Origin of the sequence: Pseudomonas sp. NBRC 111132, assembly GCF_001320565.1 — a bacterium.
Lineage (GTDB): Bacteria > Pseudomonadota > Gammaproteobacteria > Pseudomonadales > Pseudomonadaceae > Aquipseudomonas > Aquipseudomonas putida_P.
On record NZ_BCBI01000003.1, the window covers coordinates 24,340 to 45,387 of the forward strand.

Consider the following 21,048-nt stretch of genomic DNA (forward strand, 5'->3'; position numbering starts at 1 on the left):
CGCCTGCGGTCAGAACAGTTGTAACTGGCGACCGGTCAAGGTGGCGAAGTCATCGCCAACGAACGGCAGGATGGCATCGGCCACCGGCTGCAACTGCCGGCTGAGGTAGTGTTCGTAGTCGATCGGCGATTGCAGGTTCTCCATCGGCTCGGGGCCGGCGGTGGTAATGACGTAACTGATCCAGCCACCGCGCTGGTACTGACGGGGGCGGCCGAGGCGGCTGTTGTACTCATCGGCCTGGCGTGCGGCACGCACATGAGGTGGCACGTTGCGCTGGTAGTCAGCCAGCGGCCGGCGCAGGCGCTTGCGATACACCAGCAGGTCGTCCAGTTCGCCCGCCAGGGTCTGCTGCACGTAAAGGCGCACATAGTCGCGGTACGGCTGGCCGCGAAAGATTCGCCCATACAGCGCCTGCTGAAACTGCTGCGCCAGTGGCGACCAGTCGGTGCGCACCGACTCCAGGCCCTTGTAGACCACATCCTCGCTGCCGTCGGCACGCTGCACCAAGCCGGCATAACGCTTCTTGCTACCCTCATCGGCGCCACGAATGGTAGGCATCAGAAACCGCCGATAATGCACCTCGAACTGCAGCTCCAGCGCGCTTTGCAGGTTCATCTGCTGGCGCAGGTGCTCACGCCACCACTGGTTGACCTGAGCCACCAGTTCGCGGCCGATCTGCGCCGCGGCTGCTTCGTCATGGGCACCTTTGAGCCAGACGAAGGTGGAGTCGGTGTCACCATAGATGACCTCATAACCCCTGGCCTCGATCAGCGTGCGAGTCTGGCGCATGATCTGGTGACCGCGCATGGTGATCGACGAGGCCAGGCGCGGGTCGAAGAAACGGCAACCGCTCGACCCCAACACCCCATAAAAGGCATTCATGATGATCTTCAGTGCCTGCGACAGCGGCGCATTGCCCTCACGCTTGGCCGCTTCCCGGCCCTGCCAGACACGCTCGACAATGGCCGGCAGGCAATGCTGGCTGCGCGAGAAACGCCCACCGCGAAAGCCCTCCACCGAATGCTCTTCGTCGGGCAAGCGCAGGCCCTCGACCAGCCCAACCGGGTCGATCAGAAAAGTACGGATGATCGACGGGTAGAGGCTCTTGTAGTCCAGCACCAGCACCGAGTCGTACAGGCCTGGACGCGAATCCATGACAAAGCCACCGGGGCTGGCTTCATCGGGGCGGCTGCCGAGGTTGGGGGCGACAAAGCCCAAACGGTGCATCTGCGGGATGTACAGGTGACAGAAAGCGGCCACCGAACCACCGCTGCGGTCTACCGCCAGCCCGGTGACCGAAGCACGCTCCAGCAGGAACTCGAGCAGGCGGGTATGGGCGAAGATGCGGGTGACCAGCTCGCAGTCCTTGAGGTTGTAGCGTGCCAGTGCCGGTTTGTCTTCGGCGAAACGGCGGTTGATTTCATCCATGCGCTGGTACGGCGTGTCGATGGCCTTGCCTTCTCCGAGCAGGGTCTGCGCAACACTTTCCAGGCTGAACGACGGAAAGCTCCAGGTCGCCGAGCGCAGTGCTTCGATGCCATCGATCAACAGCCGCCCCGGTGCGTCGGCGAATACATGGCCGCCCCCGGCGTGGCTGCGCAAGGTCATGGGGGCACCGTTGCGGCCTAATGCCAGCGGTACCTGCAACAGTTTGGCGTGTTCATGCAAAAGGCGCAGGTCGAACTGGATCAGGTTCCAGCCGATGATCGCATCCGGATCGTGCGTGGCCATCCATTGGTTGAGGCAGTCGAGCAACGCGGCACGGTCATCGCAATAGTGCAGAGCGAAGTCGACGCCATCAGCGTCGCCGTTGGCCGGGCCAAGCATGTACACCTGACGCTGGCCACACCCTTCCAGGGCAATGCTGTACAACTCTCCCCGTTCGCTGGTCTCGATATCCAGCGACACCAGACGCAGCGGTGGGCGATAGCCGGGCAAAGGCTTGAGCTGGGCGTCGCAATAAACACCCTGGGCATTCGGCTGACCGGTGAACTGCACAGGGGCGGTGATGAAGCGCTCCATCAGATAGCGCTCGGGCGGGCGGATATCGGCCTCGTACACCTCGATACCCGCGCTGCGCAGGCGTTGCTCCAGCTGCATCAGTTGCCGGTGTTGGCGGCAATACAGGCCAAGCACCGGGCGCTGGTCGAAGCCCTTCAGCCGCAGCGGCTTGAGCTGAACGCCAGGCTCCTTGGACAGCAGAACACGGGCATGCTCAGCCTGCGCCTGGGGGATGAACGCCACCGACTCCTGGGGCGCCAGGCGCAGCTGCCGCGGCCCCTGATCGGTGGCCAGCCAGAACTCCACGCAAGTGCCTTCGGGCGTGTCATGCCAATGCCGGGTCAGGACAAAGCCCTGCTGCAACTCCACTGCGTCGACCTCTGAATCATCTGTAGATGAGATGATTCTACCTTTGTCGTGCCTGGGGTGAGTGTTTTAGCGCCTTCCTGGCACAAACCCGCTGCGCCGCCCGGCCCAGCTCAACAGCCAGGCCAGCGCGATCAGGCCCAGTACCACCGCGCCAAACCCTTCCACTCCTGGGCCGCTCAACAGCAAGCCGCCAATGATCCCGCCCAGGGCAATGGCGCTGTTCCACACCGTCACCAGCATCGACTGCGCCACATCCCCGCCTTCGCCCGCCGCATCGGCGCAAGCGGTCTGCAACAGAGTCGGCGCACCGCCGTAGGTCACGCCCCACAAAGCGATGCTCAGGTACATCAGCCACGACGACGCCTGCCCCAAAGCCAACGTAGCCAGGGCAAAACCCGCCAGGCTCAATAGCACCAGCGTGCGCAGATGCCGGTCGACCAGCAACCCCACCAGGCCAATCCCGGCCAGGGCCGACAGGCCAAACACCATCAACACTGGGCCAATTTCCGTCACCATGCCAGCCGCCGCCAGTAGTGGCACGATATAGGTGTAGAGAATGTTATGGCCAAGGATCCAGCTGAGGATCACCAGCAGCACGAGCATCACCCCCGGTGTGCGCAGCACCTGCATGGCCGCTGGACGCTTGCCGGCGGTGTGCCCAGGGTAGTCCGGCACCGACCGCAATACCCACACCACCAACAGCAACGCCACCAGCGTGACCACCACGAACGTCGCGCGCCAGCCCAGCCCCGCACCTAGCCAGGTGGCAATCGGCAAGCCAAGCGACAGGGCAATCGGCTGGCCGAGCATGGCCAAAGCCATGGCCCGCCCCTGCTGTGCCACCGGCACCATGCGCCGCGCGTGACCGGCGATCAAACCCCAAGCCAGCCCGGCTGCAGCGCCGGTAAAAAAGCGCAGCACCAAGGTCAGGCTGTTGGAATTCGACACGGCCGTCAGCCCGTTGAACAGTACGAAACCGACGATCGCCAGCAACAACGCCCGGCGCCGATACCAGCCTTGGGTCAAGGTCACCAGTGGAATGGCGGTCAGCAACGAGCCCAGGGCATAGGCCGTCACCCATTGCCCGGCCATGGCCTGGCTGATGTGCATACCCTCGGCGATCTGGTCGAGCAGGCCAGCCGGCAGGGTTTCGCTGAGGATGGCGATGAAGCCGGTCATGGCCAGCGCCAGCAGCCCGCTGAGCGGCAAGCGTTCGTTACTGGTTGCCAGCAACGATGCGGAAGGTGTTTGGGACATGTGCTTTTGCCTTGCGTAGGAAAACGAGAGGAACAGTCTGCAAGACCCACGCATTACGGAAAAAGACGGTTACAATGCCACTCACCCAGGACACCAATGTCCGCAATCAGGTATGCAGCATGGACAGCCTCAGCGGCTTCGTGGTCTTCAATCGAGTGGCCGAAACCCGCAGCTTTGTCGCCGCGGGCCAGTCACTGGGGATCAGTGCCTCGGCAGTCGGCAAGCGCGTGGCGCGCCTGGAAAACCGCTTGGGCGTACGCCTGTTCCACCGCAGCACACGCAGCATCACCCTCACCGCCGAGGGCACGTTGTTCCTTGACCGCAGCCGGCGCATCCTCGCCGAAATCGAGGCGACCGAGCAGGAACTGTCGCAAGCCAGCGAAACCCCGCGCGGGCGCCTGCGGGTGAGCATGCCGCAGGTGACCGGGCTGGTGATGCCGGCACTGGCCGAGTTCATGGCGCTGTACCCGCAAGTGGAACTGGACCTGGACTTCTCCGACCGTATGGTGGATATCGTCGGCGAAGGCTTCGATGTGGTCATGCGCGGCGGGCAGCCGGTGGATTCACGGCTCAATGCCAAGTTCCTGGGGCACTTCCAGCACCGCCTGGTGGCCTCGCCCGACTACCTGCGCGAACGCGGCACACCCCTGCACCCACGCGAGCTGGCCACGCACACCTGCCTGCACTACCGCTTCCCCAGCAACGGCAAACTGGAAACCTGGCCGCTGCGCCAGGAGCACCCCGAGCACGCCTACGACATTCCCATTTCGATGGTTTGCAACCATGTCGAGACACGCGTCTGCTTTGCCGTGAACCACCGCGGCATCACCTGCCTGCCGGACTTCACCGTAGGCCGTGAACTGGGCAACGGTTCGCTGGTCAGCGTACTCGACGATTTCATGGAACAGCGCGGCAGCTTCTACCTGCTGTGGCCGTCCGGGCGGCATATGCCGCCGAAGCTGCGGGTGTTCATCGATTTCATCCTCGAGCGGGTGTTCAACCGTACAGGTAGTTGATGTCCTTGTAGGCCAGCGGCGCTACTTGGCCGAGCAGGAAGTCGCGCAGCTTGTGCATCTGCCGCGCTTTTGGGCTGGCCTTGAGCCAGGTCATGTAATAACCGTCGCCCGTGGCCACCGCATGCTTGAATGGTGTGACCAAGCGCCCGGCCGCCAGGTCGGCACTGGCCAGCACCAGGTCGACCACTGAAATGCCCAGGCCCTGCTGAGCGGCCGAAATGCCCTGGTCGAGGGTATCGAACACCTGCCCCTGGTCAATGCTGATGTCCAGCGCATCCATGCGCGCCAACCAACGCCGCCAGTCACGGCGGTCGGGGGACGGGTGGAGGAACTCGCATCGGGTCAGGTCGGACAGTTGCGGTTGTGCCTGCGCCATGTAATTGGGGTGGCATACCGGAATCAGCCATTCATCGAACAGCTTGAAGCTCTCGATATCGGCGGGAAAGCGCCCATTGGCCAGAAGAATGGCGCAGTCGTAGGGCTCGGAATAGAAGTCCACGCTGTCGATGTCCATCCACACGCTGGATAGCTGCACACTGCAGTTGTCCTCGATTTTCTTGAACGCATCCAGCGCCCGCAGCAGCCAGCGCACGGTGAGCGTGGATGGGGCCTTGAGGCGCAAGCCATAGCGGTCCTGGCGCAGCAACGCGCAGGCATTTTCGATGATCTTGAAACCCACTTTCAGCTCTTGCGCCAGCAGGCGGCCGTGCTCGGTCAGGCTCAGTTTAGGGCCGCGACGTTCGAACAGGTCACAGCCGAACATGGCTTCGAGCGTCTTGATGTGGTGGCTGACCGCACCCTGGGTCAGGGCCAGCTCTTCAGCTGCACGGGTGAAGGAGCCATAGCGAGAGGCCACCTCGAAGGCACGCAGCGCGTGCAAGGCCTGAATCCGTTCCGACATGGCGACGTCCCGAGCATGAGTGAGACTAATAGTAGGTCATAGTTCCACGCGTTTTACAACGTCAGAAGCGTCTCGGAAAATGCAGGTAAATAACAAACATAACCAAGATCCTGCCTGCATGTGACTGGAACGTTCACTTAAATCAACGCCTGGGGAAATCATGTTTACGGGATATGGAAATTGCTATCGCCTGGATGCGCTAGAGCTAGCCGCGGAACATGGTCCTAACATGCAACACTGGACGTACAAAACCATAGAACACTTTCGCAGTGTTCTCGCCAACCCCGAATTCCCCTGCTTGTTCGGCCGCAAGGCGGTAAACGGCGAAACCTGTCACATTCTGTTCGCCCGCGCCGAGCAACTCGCCGATGACATCGCGCAGGGCCTGGCCGACTATGTGCGCACCGTCGCACAAATCACCGCCAAGCAGCGCATCGGCAGCCCTTTGGTGGTGTTTCTCGAAACGCCAGCCGGCAGCAACCTCGCCGAGCAGCAAGCGTTGGCCTGGAAGGTGCTGCGCGGGGTGCATGCACGCGACCCACACCCTTGGCCACAGGGCATTCCGACCGACCCTGACGATTCGGGCTGGTCGTTCTGCTATGCCGGCATGCCGCTGTTCATCAACATGAACTTCCCCGGCCATCAGCAAATGAAAAGCCGCAACCTCGGCCAGCACGTCACGTTCGTCATCAACCCACGGGCGAACTTCGACGAAGTGGCCAACGCCAATACCGAGAGTGGCAAGCGAATCCGCGAGCGCATTCGTGAGCGCGTGCACCATTACAACGACGGCGTCGTCCCCGACACCCTTGGCGCTTTCGGCGACGCCGACAACTACGAGTGGAAGCAGTATCAACTGCAGGAGGCAGGCTCGCTCAATCCAGCGCGCTGCCCGTTCCACGCCCATGCCGCACACCTGGCGACACCCGACATACTGATCGAGAACTGACCGTGAATACCGCACTCACCGCCACTTATGCCCTCACCGTCCTGCTCCTTATCGCCACCCCCGGGCCGGTGGTGGCACTGATCGTCAACACGGCCGCTGCTTCCGGCTCACGCAAGGCCATGTTCACCGCTGTCGGCACCAACTGGGCGTCACTGGTGCTGATCGGCGCCGCCGCCTGGATCATCCTCACCAGCGCCGCCATCGACAAGGCATGGCTCAGTACCATGAGCCTGCTGGGCTGCCTGTTCATTGGCTACATCGCCGTGGGCACGCTGAGGGACGCCCTGCAGGCACCAACCCAGGAGGCGGCGAGCGAGGCCCCAAAGGCCGGGCGTGGCGGGCTGCTACAAGGTTTCATGGTGGGTATCTCCAACCCCAAGGACATCATTTTCTTCATCGCTTTCTTCCCCCAGTTCATCCAGATCACCGAGTCGTTCGGCAAGAGCATGGTGGTGCTGTCATTGCTGTGGGTGGCCATCGATTTCGCCGTGCTCAGCCTGTACATCTTCGCCATCGGCAAGATCGCCTCGCAGCGCAGCAACCGCGTCATCAGCCTGGCCTCGGGCGTCGCCCTGCTGCTGATCGCCGCCGGTGGCCTGCTGTACAACCTCAAGGAGCTGGCGGCCTGAACGTGAAACGCAGCACCCGAACAACCGGAGGAGAGAGCATGACCGCGACTGACACGAGCCCGTCTCCTTCGCCGTTGCAGCAGGACTACCAGCGTTTTCTGCTGCTGGGCAGTCGGCGTGCCCCACACACCGTGCATGTGCACGAAACCGGCTACCGCTCCGGCACCATCAACACCGACGCACTCGGCCTGCGCTACAGCCATTGCGCCGGCAAGCGCTTTTCGCCGGCCGAGCGCGGCGGTGCTTCGCGCATCAACCTGCTGGTCGGTGGCTCCACGGCGCTGGGCATTGGCGCCAGTTCCGACGAACACACGGTGGCTTCGCACCTGTCGATGCTCACCGGCGAAGTCTGGCTGAGCCTGGCTGGCTGCGGGCTCAATGCCAGCCAGGAGCTGCTGATGTTCCTGACCCACCAGCACCGCCTTGGCCAGCTCGGCCACGTGGTGGTGCTCAGCGGCCTCAACAGCCTGGCCCACGAAGCCCTGTGCGAAGTTCTCGCCAGCCCCAACGATCCACAACACGCCAAGGCCTACCAGGCCTTTCTCAACAGTTTCAGCGAAGGCATGCAGGCCACCGCACCGTTGCGTCGGCAGTCGCTGTGGCGGCGCATTGGCCAGGCCTTGGCCACGCCTGCGGTCGCAGCCCCGGTCAGCTGGCCGCTGTCGCCCCCGGAAAAGCGCCTGGCCCGTGCCGCCGACAACATTGGCCGTACCTTGCGCCAATGGGACCGGCTGCTGGCAGACAGCCACGCCACCCTCACTTTCATCCTGCAACCGTTACTCCCCTGGTGCCGGGATACCCTGCCCGCTGGCGAGCAGGCCATGCTGGCCGCGCTGCAGCAACAACCGGCAAACTTCGACCGGCTGCTGGAAGGCGCCTTCGACAGCCAACTGCACTCGGCGTTTTTCCGCCGCATCAAGAGCCAGGCCGACCCGGTGCCCTGCTACGACATGAACTGCATGCTCAACAGCTCGCCCGTGTTCGGCGCAGACCTGTTCATCGATCGCCTGCACCTGAACGATCTGGGCAACAACGCACTGGCCAAGGTAATCACCGCCAAGCTTGGCTTGGCCCAGGAAAAACACGCCCAGCGCAAGGTTACGCCAATCAAGCTCGTCTGACAGATGCCGAGTGGTCTTCCGGCCAGCCCCCTTGGGTGGCTAGAATATGCCGTCGTTCCGATTTGCCTGAGGCGTACGCTTGACCGCCATGAACATCGAAGCCGTCCATCCTTGTCTGGCCGCCCCTGGGGTTCGCCTGTGAGCCGCATGCGTCGCTTGCCCCCGCTGTTGATCGCGCTGTTACCGCTGGCTGGGCACGCGCTGGAAGTGCACATCGACCCTCATGCCGACCTGCTCTACCGCCAGGCCTTACCCCTGCTGGAGCAAGCCGACAACCAGGATGACGGTGCCAGCACGCTGCGGACCGCCGTGGGCGACGACCCCGAGCTTAGCCGCCAGGGCCAGGCCATGGCCCACACCTTGCCGACAGCGGTCGCCCTGCTGAAAAAGTCGGTGGAGCTGGGCCACCCGGTCGCGCAGTACCGCCTGGCGCTGTACTACATGACCTACCTGCCCGCCGCGCAAATTGCAGATGCCGCCTGCCCGTTGCTCGAGGCCAGCCTCCAGCAGGGTTTTGCCGCACCCGCGCCAGCCATCGCCACCTGGTGCCGGCCCTACAACGCCAGTAACGAATACCGCGCAGCACTGGAGGCCATCCCCAACATGGCCACCGTGTACGCCCCCTACTACCCGCAACCGGCCACCCGCCTGGCCTGCAACCGCAGCCGGCCACAAGGCCTGGAAATGCTGTGGGGGCGCCAGCGCGACTACCAGGCCGAGGTGTACCGCCTGCTTGGCGACCTCGACCCACAGCACCGCCTGAGCCTGTTGCAGAAGGCCGTGGACATCAACGGCTGCGTGACGGCGCAACAGCACCTGACCAGCCACCCATAGCCCTCGGCCGGCCGCGATCCTTGTAGGAGCCGCGTCGACCAGCAAGATCGTTCAAGCCATCCCCTGCTCCGTCTGGCATGCTGGCCTGCCAAGTACAGCATTGCAGCCATCATGCCCCACATCGCTCGCCAAGCTTTTCTCCACGGCGCCATCGCCATTCTCCCGTTGTCCCTGGCTGTCGCCCCCTGGGGCCTGCTGGCCGGTTCCATGGCCATCGAGGCCAACCTCAGCGCCTGGCAGGGGCAAGGGCTGTCGGCCATCGTCTTCGCTGGTGCCGCGCAACTGGTGGCTATCGGCATGCTCAAGGGCGGCGCGAACCTGGCGTCGATCCTGCTCACCACCCTGCTGCTGACCTCTCAGCACCTGCTGTATGGCCTGTCGATGCGCCCGGTACTGTCCAGCCAGCCGCTGCGCTGGCGCTTGGGCCTGGGCTTTCTGCTGACCGACGAGTTCTTCGCCCTGACCAGCCAGTACGACCAGCAGCAGTTCAACCGCTGGTATGCCCTTGGAGTGGGCCTGACCTTCTACATCGCCTGGAACCTGTTCACCCTGGCCGGCATCCTGCTGGGCCAGAGCATTCCCCACCTGGACCAGTTCGGCCTGGATTTCTCCATCGTCGCCACCTTCGTCGCCCTGATCGCACCGCTGGTGCGCAACCTGGCCACGGTGGTGTGCGTCGCCGTGTCGCTGTTCTGCTCGGTGCTGTTCAGCTACTGGCATTGGGAAACCGCCCTGGTCGCCGCAGGCCTGCTGGGCATGAGCGCCGGGTTCATCTGTCAGAAATTCACCGGAGCCCGCGCATGACCTGGATCCTGATTTTCGCCATGGGCGCCATCGTGTTCCTCAACCGCTATGCATTCCTGGAGCCGCGCCTGCCCTTGCGCCTGAGCTCCAATGCCCGGCAGTTCCTCGGTTTTGCCGTGCCGGGTATGCTCACCGCCATTTGCGGCCCGATCATTTTCATGCCCGAGCACCAGCTCAACCTGAGCCTGACCAACCCCTACCTGCTGGGCTCACTGGTGGCCATCGCCCTGGTGTTATTGACCCGCAGCGTATTGCTCAGCATGCTGGTGAGCATGTTGATCTTCTTCCTCCTGCGCAGCTGGCTGGCATGAACACGCCCCTGCGCGAGCAGACACACCTCTGGCAGGCGCCGGCCCTGGGCGACGTCGAAATGCTGCACGCGCGCTATTTCCAGCAGCGCTTTGCCCCGCATGTGCACGAAGGCTATGTGTTCACCGTGATCGAGTCCGGCGCCCAGCGTTTCTGGCACCGTGGCAGCGAGCACTTGGCGCCGGTCGGCAGCATGGTGCTGATCAACCCCGACGAGCTGCATACCGGCGCCACAGCCCACGAAGCGGGGTGGCGCTACCGCGGCTTCTACCCCGAGCACGCGCGGGTCACGGGCGTGCTCGACGAATTGGAGCTGGGCCGCCATGGCATGCCGAGCTTCAAGGACAGCGTGATCCATGACCCGGCCCTGGCAATCGCCTTCAGCCAGCTGCATCAGCTGTCCGAAACTGGCGCCAGTGCCCTGCAACAGCAGACCGCCTGGCGTCAGGCGGTGCTGGCCTTGGTGCAACGACACGGGCAATGCGCTGAACCCTCTGCCCCCGGCCACGAGCCACTGGCCGTGGCCCGCGCCCGCGAACTGCTGGAAAGCCAACTGGCCGACCCACCCTCGCTCGAAGCGCTGGCGGCGGCGGTCAACCTGTCGCCGTTCCATTTCGCCCGGGTGTTTCGCCAGGCCACCGGCCTGCCGCCGCACGCCTGGCTGAAGCAGCGGCGCCTGGCCCGCGCGCGGGAAATGTTGAAGTGCGGCTTTGCTGCTTCGCAGGTGGCGTTCGACCTGGGGTTTGCCGACCAGAGCCATTTGAGCCGGCAATTCAAGCAGGCATACGGGGTGACACCCGGGGCCTATCGCAGCGCTTGCCTGCCAGGCTGAGCTGCGACATCCAGCCTCAGGCAAGCCGGCCAGCCGCTGCTACACTGACAAGGCTGAATGGAGGATCCTGCCATGTCTGAAAGAGATCTCACCACCCTGCTGTCACTGATGAACCAGCGCCAAGCCTGCCTGAGCAGTGCCTGCAAGGAGATTGCCGACTGGATCGACCGGCAGGGCGATGTGCCCGCTGCCGGCAAGATCCGCGCCAGTCTCAAGGCCCTGGAGGCCGACGAAGCCCAGGTCCGCAAGACCTTGACCTCGCTGACCCTCGACAGGCCGCTGCCACGCTTTCGTAGCTGAAAGGCGCAGCTAAAAAAAAGGGCCGCTGAACGCGGCCCTTTGATCTGTCAGTGCTTCATGTGCATGTGATCATGCCCACCGCCCGCCTCGGCGTTGAGCGCACGCACCTCAGCCTGTACGTCCAGGGTTTCCTTGCCACCCTTGGCATCTTCGATGGTCAGGGTCAGCGGTACTTTTTCGCCTTCCTTCACCTGATTGTTCAGGCCCATCAGCATCACATGCAGGCCATTCGGGTCCAGGGTCACTGCCTTGCCGGCCGGCAGTTCGACGGCCTTGACCTCACGCATGCCCATCACGTCGCCGTTCATGGTCATCTCGTGCACCTGCACGGTCTTGGCCACGGGCGATGCCACGCTCACCAGCTTGCTGTCGCTGCTGGCGGTCAGGGTCATGAAAGCACCGGTGGACTGCTGGTGCGGCACGCTGGCGCGGACCCAGGCATCGCTCACGGTGGTCTGGGCCAGTGCCGGCAAGGCCAGGCCCATCAGTGCCAGGGCAGCCAGGCCGCGTTTGATCGGTTGCATCGACATTCAGCAGATCTCCATCAGGGTAACCAGGTCTTCGGCGCATTCCTTGGCGTTCAGGGAATGGCCCAGGCTCAGGCGCAGGGTGCCACGTGTATCGTAGACGTAGCTGGTGGACGAATGAGAGATGGTGTAGGTGTCCCCGGCCGGGACCTTTTCGTAAAACACCTTGAATTCCTTGGCCACCGCGGCGATTTCTTCGGGGGTGCCGGTCAGCGCGGTGAACGTAGGGTCGAAGGCCTTGACATAGGCATCGAGCACCTCGGGGGTGTCGCGCTCAGGGTCCAGGGTGATGAACACCACCTGGAACAGGTCGCGATCACGGCCGCGCAGCAACTTGCGGATTTGTGCCGCACGCGCCAGCGTGGTCGGGCAGACAGCCGGGCACTGGGTGAAGCCGAAGAACACCATCGGCATGCTGCCGTAGAAGCTCGACAGGGTGCGCACGTTACCTTGCGGGTCTTTGAGGCTGAACTTGCGCCCAAGGATTTCGTTGCTCATGTTCTTGCCGTACTTGAACTCGAGCCCCCGGGCCGGGCTGCAGCCTGCGAGCAGACCAAGCCCGAGAACGCCCATGCCGGCGACAACCGCACGCCGGGTCAAAAGATCATTCATGAAACCATCCTTTACAGGGAAGGTGCCGGCCCTCGGGACGGGCCGGTCGAAAAACCGGGGCATTCTGGCATGACACCCAGAGGGGTTCTACCCGACCAAGGCGCTGATGGCCCGCAGCCCTTTGAATACGGGCTGCGGCCTGTTGTCGCAGGGGTTGAAACCGTAACACTTTGTTGCTAAGAGAGCCGCCCCGCAGGCGCGTAAGCCTTAGTAGTAGGCGTTCTCTTTCTGCGTGTGGTCAGTCACGTCACGTACGCCTTTGAGCTCCGGAATACGCTCGAGCAAGGTGCGTTCGATGCCTTCTTTCAGGGTGACGTCGGCCTGGCCACAGCCCTGGCAGCCACCACCGAATTGCAGCACGGCAATGCCGTCGTCAACCACGTCCACCAGGCTCACCTGGCCGCCATGGCTGGCCAGGCCGGGGTTGATCTCGGTCTGCAGGTAATAGTTGATGCGCTCGTTGATCGGGCTGTCTTCGTTGACCATCGGCACCTTGGCGTTCGGCGCCTTGATGGTCAGCTGACCACCCATGCGATCGGTGGCGTAGTCGACCAGCGCGTCTTCCAGGAATGGCACGCTGACTGCGTCCAGGTAAGCAGTGAAGCTCTTCAGACCCACGGCGGTGTCGTCAGGCTTCTCTTCGCCCGGCTTGCAGTAGGCAATGCACGTCTCTGCGTACTGGGTGCCCGGCTGGGTGATGAAAATGCGAATGCCGATGCCAGGCGTATTCTGCTTGGAAAGCAGATCGGCCAGGTAGTCATGGGCGGCGTCGGTAATGGTTATAGCGCTCATGTAGGTTCCTCACAGACTTGCCGCCAAGTGTACGCCAACCCAGCCTTCGAACAAAGTCCTAGTATTTGACTCGGGAAAGCGCATATTCAGGCGCCCGCTCCCGTGGCGCCGCCAGCCAGGCCTGCATGCGCCGGTACAGGCCGCGCTCCAGCCACTGGTAGCTGAACCACGACATTAGTCCAATGGACGGCACGCACAGGGCGAACACCAGGTACGGGTTCAAATGCAGGCGCTGGCTGGCGAACCAGCCGGCGTACAGCACCAGTACATGAACCAGGTACACCGAGTACGAACAGTCGCCCAGCGCCTTGAGCAACCGGTTGCCCTGGAACACGGGCTCCAAGGCAATGAAAGCCAGCACGATCATCGCGCTTGGCAGGCCCCAGTGCAGCAACCGCTGTGACGCATCCAAGTGATAGATGGCCAGGCCTGCCACCCCCAGCACCACCAGCGGCAGCCACCGCCCTTGGCGAATCAGGCCACGGCGATGAAGCACACCCAGGCCAATGCCGAGCAGGAACTCGTAGATGATGTCGTTGTTGTAGAAATGGCTGAGCACACCCACACGGCCCAGCACCTCGCTGACCAGCAACAGTGCAGCGCTCACCAGCAGCAGGTGGTGCCGTTGCCGCACCAGGAACGCCAGGCCGAACAGCAGGTAGAAGAACATCTCGAAGTTCAGCGTCCAGCCCACGTTCAGGGTCGGGTACAGGCCATAACCCCCGGGGTTTTCCGCCGGGATGAACAGCAGCGACAGGAACAGGTGATGCCAGGCGAATTCCTGATGTGGCATCCATTGGCTGAAGGCCAGCAGCAACATGGCCATCAGTGCTGTGTAGAACCAGTAGGCAGGGACGATACGCATAACCCGATTGAGCAGGAACTGGCGCGGCTCGATGGATTTGTCGCGGGTCGACAGGTAGATGACCAGCCCGCTGATGACGAAGAAGATGTCGACGCCTATGGCGCCACGGTCGGTGAGCAGTTGGCCGATGGGACCTGTGGCATGGAAGTCGAAGAAGATCTGCATGAAATGGTGGCAGACCACCACCCAGGCGGCGAACGCCCGCAGTGCCTGAAGCGAATACAGCATGAAATACCCTGCGATTGCCGGTGCATTGAGGCCTTCGGGCTGCATAGCAGCCCCGGACCACCCACCGATTCCGACCGCAGGGTATTCGGAAAGATCAGCTGACCCGATCAGAGGTTCTCATAGCGGTTCATGTCCAGTACCCCGGCTTCGACCGGTTCGGTCTCCTTGATGAAGCTGTTCAAGTCATGGAAATAGCGCCAGAACTCGGGGTGACTGCGGCGCACGCCCCAGCGCATGACAATGCGCTCGAACTTCGCCGCATCATCTTTGGCATATTCCATATCCTCGACGAACTCCGGCACATCCTTGGTCGGGATATTGAAGATGAAGTTCGGGTAGCTGCTGAGCACCCCAGGGTACAGGGTCAGCGTGTCCAGCCCTGGCTGGTAGCGGTACGCCTCGCCCAACAGGAACGCCACATTGCTATGCGCGCGGTTGCGCAGCAGGCTGTAAACCTGGCGCTGCCCGCCCTGCCCTTCGATGCGCAACATGGTCGCCTCGGGCAACTGGTTGATCACCTTCAGCCCGGCAGCCGGGCGCGACACCAGGCGGCTGAGCGACTGCTCGGCATTGCGGAACTCCTCGCTCACCTGCGCCCGCGAGCAGAACGCACCCTGGCAGCGGTTGATCGGGTCCGGCGCGGCATTCAGGCTGCCGGTGCGCTGCAGCAGCTTCAGGCCAAAGTCACGCTTGGGGTTGTGCGCGTCAAGCTTGATACCGCTCGGGGTATCGGTGTCGATGTCCTCGTAATCCATCCACATCTTCACCTTGCCGCTGTTCTGGTACCAGTCGCCGAGGATCGCCTTGCGCTGGTCGGCAGGCATCAGGCGCAGGAAGTTGACCTCGGCGCCGTTGCGGATCAGGTCGAAGTACAGGCGTGTCTGCAACTGGTGAGAAACGTTGCCGTACACATCGAAGTTGACCGCCAACTGATAATAAGTGCGCTCGAACAACGGGTAGTCGAACAGCCACACGGTCAGCGGCACATCACCGATCAGGCCCTTGGTCACCGAGGCGCTGTCGAAGTGGCGGAAGATGCTCAGCAACGCGTTGTCGTTACCGGCCCACAAGGTCGACCAACCGGGTGCTGGCATGTCGGCATAGGCTTCACGGCGCAGTTTCTCGTACTCGTTGCGCTTGTCGCGGTAGGCGTGCCACAGGCTCAGCACACTGCCCACATCATCGATCTGCCCCGGCATGGCCAGCAATGGCGTAGCCTCGCCCCGGTACTTGGCATCGGTGATGTAGCGATCGAAGGCCGGCTCTTGGAACAACGCCCAGAAATTGTCGCGGATCACGTCGGTGGCAATCTGCCCGCGGCACACCGGGCCACGGATGAAGGTGCGCACGAAGTATTCGGCGTTATCCAGCATGAACTGGTAGCGCGCCACCGCCGGGATCGCCTCGAAGGTTTCGAACGGGTTGGCCCGGTGGCGCGGGCCGTAGCCTGGCAACGCGGCGGCATGCCAGTCACCGGCGTAGAACAACTGCTTCACCCGCTTGAGCTTCTGCGGCCCCATCGGGTAGGTGATGTGCGTTTTGTGCACGATCACGCCCTGTACCGGGATCAGCCGGTAGTAGAAGTCGGTGCCCGGCGGGTCGTTGGGGCGACGGGTCGCAATGATGTCGACGGGCTTGCCACTTGGCGTGCGCGAGCGCACCCACTGGAAGAAGTGGCCCTGCTCGCCGCCAACGAAATAGATGTGCGCCAGGAACAGGTGCTCGTATAGCCAGCGGCCAACCAGCGCCTCGGTGGAACCGGGGCGGTTGAGCAGTTCTTCCCAATCGCTGATCTGCCTGGCTTCGGCAGCGCTCGGCTGGATCGGCTGGTACTCCACCGGCGCACCGGCCGCCAGCCATCGACGCATGGTGTCGTATTCCTTGTCGGTCAGCCCGGTTACCGCCAGCGGCATGCCCTCCTTGGGGTGGGCGCCGGCATAGGCGTCGAACTCATGGGGCAACGGGCACATGTTGTTGCGGCTCAGGCCCAGGACGATCTCCTCGGGCAGCTTGGCGTTGGGCGTGAGCGGGGTCTTGTGGCCCAGCTCCAGCATGCGCGCCATCAGCGCGGCCTGGCTGCCCTGGTTGTCGAGCACCGAGTAGAAGCCCTTCTTGCGCCATTGCTCTTCGCTGTGGGCGTCATAGAACAGCCGGGTGGGGGGTACCGCCTTGCTGCGCTCGCCTTGGTACACCGGCACCTTGCTGGCCCCGCGCACCGCGCCTTCGGGGCTTTCCAGCTTCAGCTGGCAAGCGGCGTCGTTGCAGGCGTGGCAGGCCACGCACTTCTCGGTGAAGATCGGTTGAATGTCCCGGGTGTAGGAAATAGCCGGGCTCGACTGGGGGGCTTGCCCGAACACCGCGCCGCTGATGAGCAGGGCGAAGGCGCCGGCAAGGATACGATGCACCATGTGCGGAAAGTCCTGGTTCTTGAAAGCCATCACGATTTGTTGCCTGGTCGTCCTTGGGTGCTCTGCGTTACCGACACCCGCCCAACATGAGCACTTTTCATGCAAATGGGCGATGCGCCTAAAAACCGCGCAGGTTTGTTATGATTCCGCACCTTCTGATATTTGCCCGACCAGGTAGTTCCTATGTCCGACCGCAGCGCTCGTCTCCAAGCACTCCAGAACGCCCTCAAAGAGCGCATCCTGATCCTCGACGGCGGCATGGGTACTATGATCCAAAGCTACCGTCTCGAGGAACACGACTATCGTGGCACGCGTTTCGCCGATTGGCCAAGCGATGTCAAAGGTAACAACGACCTGCTGCTGCTCAGCCGCCCGGACGTGATCGCCGCCATCGAGAAAGCCTACCTGGATGCCGGCGCCGATATTCTCGAAACCAACACCTTCAACGCCACGCAGATTTCCCAGGCCGACTACGGCATGGAGTCGCTGGTTTACGAGCTGAACGTAGAAGGTGCGCGCATCGCGCGCCAGGTGGCCGATGCCAAGACCCTGGAGACGCCCAACAAGCCGCGCTTCGTCGCCGGCGTGCTTGGCCCCACCAGCCGTACCTGCTCGATTTCCCCGGACGTCAACGACCCCGGCTACCGCAACGTCACCTTCGACGAACTGGTAGAAAACTACATCGAGGCCACCCGTGGCCTGATCGAGGGCGGCGCCGACCTGATCCTGATCGAAACCATCTTCGACACCCTCAACGCCAAGGCGGCGATCTTCGCCGTGCAGCAAGTGTTCGAAGACGACAACGTCGAACTGCCGATCATGATCTCCGGCACCATCACCGACGCCTCCGGCCGTACCCTTTCGGGCCAGACCACCGAAGCGTTCTGGAACTCGGTGCGCCACGCCAAGCCGATTTCCGTGGGCCTGAACTGCGCCCTCGGCGCCAAGGACCTGCGCCCGTACCTGGAAGAACTGTCGACCAAAGCCGATACCCATGTATCCGCCCACCCCAACGCCGGCCTGCCCAACGCCTTTGGTGAATACGACGAAACCCCGGCCGAGATGGCCGAAGTCGTCGAAGAATTCGCCGCCAGCGGCTTCCTCAACATCATCGGCGGTTGCTGCGGCACCACCCCGGGGCACATCCAGGCCATCGCCGAAGCCGTGGCCAAGTACAAGCCGCGCGAGATCCCGGAAATCGCCAAGGCCTGCCGCCTGTCGGGCCTGGAACCGTTCACCATCGACCGCCAGTCGTTGTTCGTCAACGTGGGCGAGCGCACCAACATCACTGGCTCCGCCAAGTTCGCCCGGCTGATCCGAGAAGAGAACTACACCGAAGCCCTGGAAGTCGCCCTGCAGCAGGTCGAAGCCGGCGCCCAGGTGATCGACATCAACATGGACGAAGGGATGCTCGATTCCCAGGCCGCCATGGTCCGCTTCCTCAACATGATCGCTGGCGAGCCGGATATCTCGCGCGTACCGATCATGATCGACTCCTCCAAGTGGGACGTGATCGAAGCGGGCCTCAAGTGCATCCAGGGCAAGGGCATCGTCAACTCCATTTCCATGAAGGAAGGTGTCGAGCAGTTCAAGCACCACGCCCGCTTGTGCAAGCGCTACGGCGCTGCCGTGGTGGTGATGGCATTCGACGAGGTCGGCCAGGCCGACACCGCTGCGCGCAAGAAGGAAATCTGCAAGCGCAGCTACGACATCCTGGTCAACGAAGTGGGCTTCCCGCCGGAAGACATCATCTTCGACCCGAACATCTTCGCCGTCGCCACCGGTATCGAAGAGCACAACAACTATGCCGTCGACTTCATCGAGGCCTGTGCCTACATCCGTGACCACCTGCCTCATGCGCTGAGCTCGGGCGGGGTGTCCAACGTGTCGTTCTCGTTCCGCGGCAACAACCCGGTGCGCGAGGCGATTCACTCGGTGTTCTTGTTCCACGCCATCCGCAACGGCCTGACCATGGGTATCGTCAACGCCGGCCAATTGGAGATCTACGACGAGATCCCGGCCGAGCTGCGCGAAAAAGTCGAGGACGTGGTGCTTAACCGCACGCCGGAAGGCACCGATGCACTGCTGGCCATCGCCGACGACTACAAAGGCGGCGGCGCCACCAAGGAAGTCGAGAACGAAGCCTGGCGTTCGCTGCCGGTCGACAAACGCCTGGAGCATGCCTTGGTCAAGGGCATCACCGCGCACATCGTCGAGGACACCGAGGAGTGCCGCCAGCAATGCGCACGCCCGATCGAGGTCATCGAAGGCCCGCTGATGAGCGGCATGAACGTGGTCGGCGACCTGTTCGGCGCAGGCAAGATGTTCCTGCCCCAAGTGGTCAAGTCAGCTCGCGTGATGAAGCAGGCGGTGGCGCACCTGATCCCGTTCATCGAGGCCGAAAAAGGCGACAAGCCCGAAGCCAAGGGCAAGATTCTGATGGCCACGGTCAAAGGCGACGTGCACGACATCGGCAAGAACATCGTCGGCGTGGTGCTGGGCTGCAACGGCTACGACATCGTCGACCTTGGCGTGATGGTGCCGGCCGAGAAGATTCTGCAAACCGCTCGCGACGAGAAGTGCGACATCATCGGTTTGTCTGGCCTGATCACCCCGTCGCTGGACGAAATGGTCCATGTCGCCCGCGAAATGCAGCGCCAGGGCTTCGAGCTACCGCTGATGATTGGCGGCGCCACCACCTCCAAGGCGCACACTGCGGTGAAGATCGAGCCCAAGTACAGCAACGATGCGGTCATCTACGTCACCGACGCCTCGCGCGCGGTCGGCGTGGCGACCCAACTGCTGTCCAAAGAGCTCAAGCCGGGCTTCGTCGAAAAAACCCGCCTGGAATACGTGGACGTGCGCGAGCGCACCGCCAACCGCAGCGCCCGCACCGAACGCCTCAGCTACACCCAGGCCATCGCCGCCAAACCGCAGTACGACTGGGCCGGCTACCAGCCGGTAGAGCCCACCTTCACCGGCGTCAAGGTGCTGGAAAACATCGACTTGCGCACCCTGGCTGAATACATCGACTGGACCCCGTTCTTCATTTCCTGGGACTTGGCCGGCAAGTTCCCGCGTATCCTCACCGACGAAGTGGTCGGCGAGGCGGCCACCGCGCTTTACCAGGATGCCCGCGAGATGCTCGACAAGCTGATCGACGAGAAGCTGATCAGCGCCCGCGCGGTGTTCGGCTTCTGGCCGGCCAACCAGGTGGCCGATGACGACATCGAAGTGTACGGCGAGGACGGCCAGACGCTGGCCACCCTGCACCACCTGCGCCAGCAGACCATCAAGCCGGACGGCAAGCCCAACTGGTCGCTGGCCGACTTCGTCGCGCCAAAAGCCAGCGGCGTCACCGACTATGTGGGTGGCTTCATCACCACCGCCGGCATCGGTGCCGAGGAAGTGGCCAAGGCCTACCAGGACAAGGGCGACGACTACAGCTCGATCATGGTCAAGGCCCTGGCCGACCGCCTGGCCGAAGCCTGTGCCGAGTGGCTGCACGAGCAGGTGCGTAAAGAGCACTGGGGTTATGCCCGCGACGAGCACCTGGACAACGAGGCGCTGATCAAGGAACAGTACAGCGGTATCCGGCCTGCCCCGGGCTACCCGGCCTGCCCGGACCACACCGAGAAGGAGACCTTGTTCCGCTTGCTCGATGGCACTGCCATTGGTGAAACCGGGCCAAGCGGCGTGTTCCTCACCGAACACTTCGCGATGTTCCCCGCGGCGGCGGTCAGCGGCTGGTACTTCGCCCACCCACAGGCGCAGTATTTTGCCGTGGGCAAGGTCGACAAGGACCAGATCGAGCGCTACAGCGCGCGCAAAGGCCAGGATGTGAGCGTCAGCGAGCGCTGGTTGGCGCCAAACCTCGGGTACGACAGCTAAGGCCGCGCTGGCCTCTTCGCGGGCAAGCCCGCTCCCACAGGGGCCGCACCGTTTTTGAAACGTGTGCAGTACTTGTAGGAGCGGGCTTGCCCGCGAAGAGGCCAGTCCAGGCAGTTCCTTTTTCATTGCCTACACTGTCCCTGATTGCCTCTGATCTCCCAGGAGCCAACATGGACGATTCCAGCCAGGGCAAACCCCCGACCTTCTGGCAGATGCTGCACAGCATCCTCGCCGCTGCCTTTGGCGTGCAAAGCGGCAAGAACCGCGCCCGCGACTTCACCCACGGCAAGGCCAGCCATTTCATTGCGCTGGGGACGTTGTTCACCCTGGTGTTCATCGCGGTATTGATCGGCCTGGTGCAACTGGCCCTGCACCTTACCGCCCGTTAGAAGTGAAAACGCCT

General features: G+C 63.1%; 19 protein-coding genes. 11 read left to right on the plus strand and 8 right to left on the minus strand.

Features of this window, described 5'->3' with window-relative positions; genetic code table 11:
• Window positions 1-9: 9 nt before the first annotated feature.
• The gene (locus APH35_RS02175) at window positions 10-2,370 is read right to left on the minus strand and encodes a DNA polymerase II (protein WP_060514135.1); all 2,361 of its coding nucleotides are present in this window, start codon (window positions 2,368-2,370) and stop codon (window positions 10-12) included.
• A 66-nt stretch (window positions 2,371-2,436) separates the two neighbouring features.
• The gene (locus APH35_RS02180) at window positions 2,437-3,627 is read right to left on the minus strand and encodes an MFS transporter (RefSeq protein WP_060514136.1); all 1,191 of its coding nucleotides are present in this window, start codon (window positions 3,625-3,627) and stop codon (window positions 2,437-2,439) included.
• Window positions 3,628-3,746: 119 nt separating this feature from the next.
• Between APH35_RS02180 and APH35_RS02185 the strand changes: the two genes are divergently transcribed.
• Window positions 3,747-4,643 carry a LysR family transcriptional regulator gene (locus APH35_RS02185; RefSeq protein WP_060514165.1) on the plus strand — a complete coding sequence of 299 codons (897 nt, stop codon included), beginning with the start codon at window positions 3,747-3,749 and terminating at the stop codon, window positions 4,641-4,643.
• On the opposite strand, the gene APH35_RS02190 is transcribed toward APH35_RS02185, so the two are convergent.
• The gene (locus APH35_RS02190; protein ID WP_012271650.1) at window positions 4,624-5,544 is read right to left on the minus strand and encodes a LysR substrate-binding domain-containing protein; all 921 of its coding nucleotides are present in this window, start codon (window positions 5,542-5,544) and stop codon (window positions 4,624-4,626) included. The genes APH35_RS02185 and APH35_RS02190 overlap by 20 nt on opposite strands.
• A gap of 160 nt (window positions 5,545-5,704) precedes the next feature.
• On the opposite strand from APH35_RS02190, the gene APH35_RS02195 reads away from it, so the two are divergent.
• The 8 genes from APH35_RS02195 (at window position 5,705) to APH35_RS02230 (ending at window position 11,322) form a co-directional block, all read left to right on the plus strand.
• Window positions 5,705-6,493 (plus strand): YqcI/YcgG family protein, encoded by a 789-nt coding sequence (locus APH35_RS02195; protein WP_060492821.1) that lies wholly within the window; start codon window positions 5,705-5,707, stop codon window positions 6,491-6,493.
• Window positions 6,494-6,495: 2 nt separating this feature from the next.
• Window positions 6,496-7,122 carry a LysE family translocator gene (locus APH35_RS02200; protein WP_060492822.1) on the plus strand — a complete coding sequence of 209 codons (627 nt, stop codon included), beginning with the start codon at window positions 6,496-6,498 and terminating at the stop codon, window positions 7,120-7,122.
• A gap of 38 nt (window positions 7,123-7,160) precedes the next feature.
• Window positions 7,161-8,243 (plus strand): hypothetical protein, encoded by a 1,083-nt coding sequence (locus tag APH35_RS02205; protein WP_012271647.1) that lies wholly within the window; start codon window positions 7,161-7,163, stop codon window positions 8,241-8,243.
• A gap of 138 nt (window positions 8,244-8,381) precedes the next feature.
• A complete protein-coding gene (locus APH35_RS02210) occupies window positions 8,382-9,077 on the plus strand; it encodes a hypothetical protein (RefSeq protein WP_041166456.1) in 696 nt (231 codons plus the stop codon).
• 111 nt (window positions 9,078-9,188) lie between these two features.
• Window positions 9,189-9,881, plus strand: a complete 693-nt coding sequence (locus APH35_RS02215) for an AzlC family ABC transporter permease (protein ID WP_012271645.1) — start codon at window positions 9,189-9,191, stop codon at window positions 9,879-9,881.
• Window positions 9,878-10,192 (plus strand): AzlD domain-containing protein, encoded by a 315-nt coding sequence (locus APH35_RS02220; protein WP_012271644.1) that lies wholly within the window; start codon window positions 9,878-9,880, stop codon window positions 10,190-10,192. Before APH35_RS02215 ends, APH35_RS02220 begins: the two co-directional genes overlap by 4 nt.
• A complete protein-coding gene (locus APH35_RS02225; RefSeq protein WP_060514137.1) occupies window positions 10,189-11,022 on the plus strand; it encodes an AraC family transcriptional regulator in 834 nt (277 codons plus the stop codon). The genes APH35_RS02220 and APH35_RS02225 overlap by 4 nt, the downstream gene beginning before the upstream one ends.
• Window positions 11,023-11,094: 72 nt before the next feature.
• On the plus strand, window positions 11,095-11,322 hold the full coding sequence (locus APH35_RS02230) for a hypothetical protein (protein WP_012271642.1): 228 nt from the start codon (window positions 11,095-11,097) through the stop codon (window positions 11,320-11,322).
• A gap of 47 nt (window positions 11,323-11,369) precedes the next feature.
• On the opposite strand, the gene APH35_RS02235 is transcribed toward APH35_RS02230, so the two are convergent.
• The 5 genes from APH35_RS02235 to APH35_RS02255 form a co-directional block, all read right to left on the minus strand.
• Window positions 11,370-11,852: a copper chaperone PCu(A)C gene (locus APH35_RS02235; RefSeq protein WP_012271641.1), complete on the minus strand. Its 483-nt coding sequence runs from the start codon at window positions 11,850-11,852 to the stop codon at window positions 11,370-11,372.
• Window positions 11,853-12,461, minus strand: a complete 609-nt coding sequence (locus APH35_RS02240; protein ID WP_003250418.1) for an SCO family protein — start codon at window positions 12,459-12,461, stop codon at window positions 11,853-11,855. It lies immediately after the preceding gene.
• 207 nt (window positions 12,462-12,668) lie between these two features.
• Window positions 12,669-13,253, minus strand: coding sequence for a Fe-S biogenesis protein NfuA (nfuA, locus tag APH35_RS02245; RefSeq protein ID WP_012271640.1), 585 nt, complete (start codon window positions 13,251-13,253; stop codon window positions 12,669-12,671).
• 58 nt (window positions 13,254-13,311) lie between these two features.
• Complete coding sequence (locus APH35_RS02250; RefSeq protein WP_012271639.1) at window positions 13,312-14,346, minus strand: acyltransferase family protein; 1,035 nt, start codon at window positions 14,344-14,346, stop codon at window positions 13,312-13,314.
• A gap of 107 nt (window positions 14,347-14,453) precedes the next feature.
• Entirely contained in the window at window positions 14,454-16,754 is a 2,301-nt protein-coding gene (locus tag APH35_RS02255) for a fatty acid cis/trans isomerase (protein ID WP_012271638.1), read from the minus strand.
• A 183-nt stretch (window positions 16,755-16,937) separates the two neighbouring features.
• Between APH35_RS02255 and metH the strand changes: the two genes are divergently transcribed.
• Window positions 16,938-20,645, plus strand: coding sequence for a methionine synthase (gene metH / locus APH35_RS02260; protein ID WP_012271637.1), 3,708 nt, complete (start codon window positions 16,938-16,940; stop codon window positions 20,643-20,645).
• A 170-nt stretch (window positions 20,646-20,815) separates the two neighbouring features.
• On the plus strand, window positions 20,816-21,034 hold the full coding sequence (locus APH35_RS02265; protein ID WP_012271636.1) for a DUF2970 domain-containing protein: 219 nt from the start codon (window positions 20,816-20,818) through the stop codon (window positions 21,032-21,034).
• The last annotated feature ends 14 nt before the right edge of the window (window positions 21,035-21,048 follow it).